At 62.6% G+C, this 1,958-nt stretch carries 3 protein-coding genes; 2 read left to right on the top strand and 1 reads right to left on the bottom strand.

Features of this window, described 5'->3' with window-relative positions; genetic code table 11:
- The first annotated feature begins 63 nt into the window (after positions 1-63).
- Positions 64-603 carry a glycerol-3-phosphate 1-O-acyltransferase PlsY gene (plsY, locus tag ACQKQA_RS30225; RefSeq protein WP_427564788.1) on the top strand — a complete coding sequence of 180 codons (540 nt, stop codon included), beginning with the start codon at positions 64-66 and terminating at the stop codon, positions 601-603.
- Between the two features lie 40 nt (positions 604-643).
- Here plsY and tsaD read toward each other — a convergent pair whose 3' ends face one another.
- Entirely contained in the window at positions 644-1,669 is a 1,026-nt protein-coding gene (gene tsaD, locus ACQKQA_RS30220) for a tRNA (adenosine(37)-N6)-threonylcarbamoyltransferase complex transferase subunit TsaD (RefSeq protein WP_427564787.1), read from the bottom strand.
- A 200-nt stretch (positions 1,670-1,869) separates the two neighbouring features.
- On the opposite strand from tsaD, the gene rpsU reads away from it, so the two are divergent.
- The coding region (gene rpsU / locus ACQKQA_RS30215; protein WP_427564789.1) for a 30S ribosomal protein S21 at positions 1,870-1,958 on the top strand (89 nt) is incomplete at its 3' end.

Raw genomic sequence — 1,958 nt, 5'->3', positions numbered from 1 at the left:
GTTCCGTTCGTCGAGCAGGGTATTTAAGGTTCCAGGCCGGGCCCGTCGTCTAGTGGCGGGCTTTTGCTCGGCTCTCTGTCCTTCGCCATTTTGCTCAGCCGCCTGACCGGTAGCCCCGACCCGCGAATGAGTGGCTCGGGCAATGCCGGCGCCACCAACATGCTGCGCCTGGCCGGCAAGAAACTCGCGGTCCTGACCCTGCTCGGCGATCTGCTCAAGGGCCTGCTGCCGGTGCTGCTCGCCAGTCTCGCAGGCCTTGCGCTCCAACAACAGGCCTGGATCGGGCTCTACGCCGTACTGGGCCATCTGTTCCCGGTGTACTTCCGTTTCCGCGGCGGCAAGGGCGTCGCCACCGCCGCCGGGATGCTGCTGGGGCTCTACCCACCAGCGGCGCTCCTGGCCATTGGCGCCTGGCTCCTGACCTTCTACCTGACCCGCACCAGTTCCCTGGCGGCCTTGATCGCCACGCCCCTGACCCTGCCACTGCTGGCCTGGCAGGCACCGGCGGCATTGCTGCCGATGAGCGTACTCACGCTGCTCATCGTCTGGCGCCACCGCGGCAATCTACGCGACCTGTTCGCCGGGCGCGAACGGCATTTCTGAATCCTGAGATAAATCTGATCCAGGCCGGGCAAACACCCTCTTACAACGGCAACAACTGCTCCATCGGCCAGCGCGCCTGCACACTGATCGCCAGGCTCTCCTGCTGTCCGGCCTGCAGCCGCTGGCAGCCGGCAAAAGCGATCATTGCGCCGTTGTCGGTGCAAAATTCAGGGCGGGCGTAAAACACATTGCCCTTCATCTCGCCGAGCATCTTCTCCAGCGATGCACGCAGCGCCTTGTTGGCGCTCACGCCGCCGGCTATTACCAGACGTTTGAGCCCTGCCTGCTTTAAGGCGCGCTTGCATTTGATGGTCAAAGTTTCCACCACCGCCTGCTGGAAGGCGAGCGAGATGTCGCAACGGGTTTGTTCGCCGTCGTCTCCAGCGCTGACGCACTGTTGCCAGGTGTTCAGGGCAAAGGTCTTCAGGCCGCTGAAGCTGAAATCCAGCCCCGGGCGATCGGTCATCGGCCGCGGGAAGACAAAGCGCCCAGCTACCCCCTGGGCAGCCAGGCGAGCGATTTCCGGACCGCCGGGATAATTCAGGCCGATCATCTTCGCCGTTTTGTCGAAGGCTTCACCGGCGGCATCGTCCAGGGTTTCGCCCATCAGCTCGTATTGGCCGATGCCGTCGACCCGCACTAACTGCGTATGGCCGCCAGACACCAGCAAGGCGACGAACGGAAACTCCGGTGGTTGCTCTTCCAGCATCGGGGCCAGCAAGTGGCCTTCCATATGGTGCACACCGAGCGCTGGAATGCCCCAGGCAAAGGCCAGCGCCTGGGCGCAGGAGGCGCCCACCAGAAGGGCTCCGACCAGGCCGGGACCCGCGGTATAGGCAATGGCATCGATTTCGGTCGGCACACAGTCCGCCTCGGCCAACACCTGACGGATCAGGGGCAGCATGCGCTTGACGTGATCCCGAGAGGCCAGCTCCGGCACCACGCCACCGTAGGCTCGATGCAGGTCGATCTGACTGAACAGCGCATCGGCCAGCAGGCCACGCTCGCTGTCGTAAAGCGCGACGCCGGTTTCGTCGCAGGAGGTTTCTAATCCCAGTACTAGCATGGGCTTGCGCCTTGTAGAGGCTAAATTCGAAGGCGCGCATAATAGTCGCCACTCCCTCAGCCGACCAGCGGTTTTCGATCAGAGGCTTTGCATTCCGAGCGATGAGGGGTTAACATCCGCAACCCTTAAAAACCGACGAGCTCAGCCGCGACTTTTGCGATGGGAACGTTGACCCCGGTAATGAATGAAGGTAGCTCTGGATGCCAGCCGTCAAAGTTAAAGAGAACGAACCCTTCGACGTAGCTCTGCGTCGTTTCAAGCGCTCCTGCGAAAAAGCCGGTGTTCTGGC

Origin of the sequence: Pseudomonas sp. NPDC089530, assembly GCF_050280705.1 — a bacterium.
GTDB lineage: Bacteria > Pseudomonadota > Gammaproteobacteria > Pseudomonadales > Pseudomonadaceae > Aquipseudomonas.
Note: the sequence above shows the minus strand (reverse complement) of the source record. Positions and strands in the feature narration are given on the sequence as shown.

Bases quoted from the DNA above. Each gene is read 5' to 3' on its own strand.
- tsaD (WP_427564787.1), bottom strand. From the start codon at position 1,669: ATGCTAGTACTGGGATTAGAAACCTCCTGCGACGAAACCGGCGTCGCG.